This is a genomic window from Acinetobacter sp. 228 (genome assembly GCF_048147885.1).
The window spans coordinates 1-1,901 of the sequence record NZ_JAYWYV010000113.1 but is presented as its reverse complement, the minus strand read 5'-3'; the positions used below and the strand labels follow the sequence as shown (position 1 = coordinate 1,901).

General features: G+C 44.2%; 2 protein-coding genes and 1 pseudogene. All 3 read right to left on the bottom strand.

Annotation, left to right across the window (positions count from 1 at the left end; genetic code table 11):
• Positions 1-578, bottom strand: a 578-nt coding sequence (locus tag VXQ92_RS16395) for a styrene monooxygenase/indole monooxygenase family protein (RefSeq protein WP_416682542.1), incomplete at its 3' end; no start/stop codon positions are given.
• 43 nt (positions 579-621) lie between these two features.
• Entirely contained in the window at positions 622-1,407 is a 786-nt protein-coding gene (locus VXQ92_RS16390; protein WP_265642978.1) for an SDR family oxidoreductase, read from the bottom strand.
• 12 nt (positions 1,408-1,419) lie between these two features.
• Positions 1,420-1,901, bottom strand: a pseudogene (locus VXQ92_RS16385) (dienelactone hydrolase family protein); the annotation flags it as partial.

Here is a 1,901-nt window from a genome sequence, read left to right as displayed (position 1 = left end):
ATAATGTTAAAAGTCACACGTGAATAAGGTGAAATTGGCTTCATGTTTTTGACGTAGGTCAAAGCCAAAGCGCGCTGCGGTTTATCAAAAACACTTCGTATATCATCACGTTCAAACTGTTTAACAACTTCACCTTTACCAGCGGCGAGCAGTACAAGCTCGTAGTCGTTTGCGAGTTGTTCTAACTCTTCTATTCCTACATCTTGAATCACCAATCGACCGCCACGGCGTTCAAATTCTTCCATCCAATATGGCATTTTGACGCGTTGATCGACCGATTGAGCGTAGCGCTCAAGACGAGCGCTCCATTCAAATGCTTTACTACCATTTTCAGGGTTCACTAAAGCTAGCCCAATGCCTTCTACGGCTGGACATTGTTCTTCCCAGAAATTTAGTCCCAAGTCACGTTCAGTTTGTAAAGCGGTATGAAACATACACTGGCTTGACATGACTTTACCTTGACGGATTTCATCGGCAGTTCGGTTGGTGATCATGGTTACGTCGTAACCTGTATCTAATAAGCCTAAACCAAGCTGTAAACCAGACTGTCCTGCTCCAACAATTGCAATACGGCGCATAATATTCTCCATAATTTTCTAAATGTGCTTTTAAAACGCTGTGCTATTCGGCTAAACGCGGAATAGCGGGCTGTGATCCTTCAGGGCCCATTACTGAATATCCGCCATCGACCGCATAATCTGCTCCGGTGACAAAGCTCGCAGCAGGTGACAATAAAAACAAAACAACATTGGCGACTTCTTCGGGATGACCCAATCGGCCTAGCAAGTGATAATCGGCTGCCACGCTATCGGCTTTTTCACGGTTATTGTCACTGACTTCTGCAATGACACGAGACCATGTCCAACCCGGAGAAACCGAATTGACTCGAATACCATCGGCAGCAAAATCCATTGCCATGCTTTGTGTGAGTTGACGTATCGCGGCCTTAGAAACTGGATATAACCAGCGTCCTGTTTGTGCCACTTTGGCCGAAATGGAAGTAAAGTTAACAATTGAACCTTGCTGCTTTTTTAGGTCATTGTATAAAGCACGGCTCAGCTCAACTGTAGATACCAAATTAAGATCGAGTGCTTGTAACCAGTCCTGACGTGAAGATTTAAAACCGTCATCTAAGTAGGTACATGCCAGATTGACCAAGTAACTCACTTCACCTAAATGTTGGTGAATATCCGCCATAGCTTGTTGAATAGCCGCATCACTGGTTAAATCGGTTTGAATAAACATCACATCATGGTTAAAGCTTTCCGCAATTGCCTTGCCTTTGGCATCAATATCTAAGATAGCGACATGGGCACCTGCACTGACTAAGGCTTGTACAACAGCTTTACCAATCAGTGTTGCACCGCCGCTCACCACAGCGACTTTTCCTTTTAAATCTATATTCATTGCAGATCCTCCTTAATTGACTGGCTTGCTTTCACTACTTGACCAAGATGGCATCAAAGTATTGGAAGGAAGATCTTCATCAAGAAGTTTTCGCGCTGTCTCGACACCTGCAACTGGTAAGCCTGTTGGGTCTAATAAACCAATTTGAACGAGCACCGATGCTTGGTCCCAGTAAATATGTTCATGACACAGCTTTGAACCTCTGAACTGAATTACACCTAACATTGGAATTTCGACGTATTTACCAGTCGGTTTTACACCCGGTAATAACCAGTCAATTTCAGCGTCGTGTGTAAAGCTCATAATGAACTCGTCTACCACTTGCGTTGAGCCAACCGTACGAGAGATCGAAGTGATCTTCATATCTTTCGGGTTTTGATGAACAAAGTGATACTGATAAAAACGAGCAAGCTGGCTTTGGCCTACCCCACCAGTTAACGTTGGAATATGGTTGACATAAGGTTCTGCGACCATTGTTGCCATAGTTGCGGGGA

Bases quoted from the DNA above. Each gene is read 5' to 3' on its own strand.
- VXQ92_RS16390 (WP_265642978.1), bottom strand. From the start codon at position 1,407: ATGAATATAGATTTAAAAGGAAAAGTCGCTGTGGTGAGCGGCGGTGCA.